Annotated in this window: 1 protein-coding gene; it reads left to right on the forward strand. The window is 60.1% G+C overall.

Annotated features, from left to right (window positions below; all coding sequences use genetic code 11):
* On the forward strand, positions 1 to 345 hold a 345-nt coding region (locus AC1D0P_RS30890; protein WP_477680215.1), incomplete at its 5' end, for an NUDIX hydrolase.
* Positions 346 to 406 lie beyond the last annotated feature (61 nt).

Below are 406 nucleotides of genomic sequence, written 5' to 3' on the forward strand. Positions count from 1 at the left end.
ACCTTGCCCTTCGTCGAGAAGGGCGAAACCGATGGCATCGAGGCGCTGGAAAACTATGCCGCCGATCACATCGGCCTCAGCATCCAGACCGGGCTTCTCTACTCGGTCTACGAGGATACCAAGACCGGCCGCCAGCACGTCGTCTATCGCGCGGCGCTCGGCGCGGGCGAACCGAAATCGGGAAGGCTGTTTCCGGTGCAGGAGCTTCCTGTTTCCGACATCTCGGACAATGCGGTGCGCGAGCTCGTGAAGCGCTATTCTGCGGAAAGCACGCTGGGCAATTTCGGCGTCTATTTCGGCGATCAGGATAAGGGCCGGGTGCACGCCGTGGCCACGAAAGGGTAAGTCATGAAATTCTCGCTGTTCGTCCACATGGAACGGCTGAACGCCAGCCAGAACCATAAGG

The sequence above is a fragment of the Polaromonas sp. P1_G2 genome (assembly GCF_056405515.1).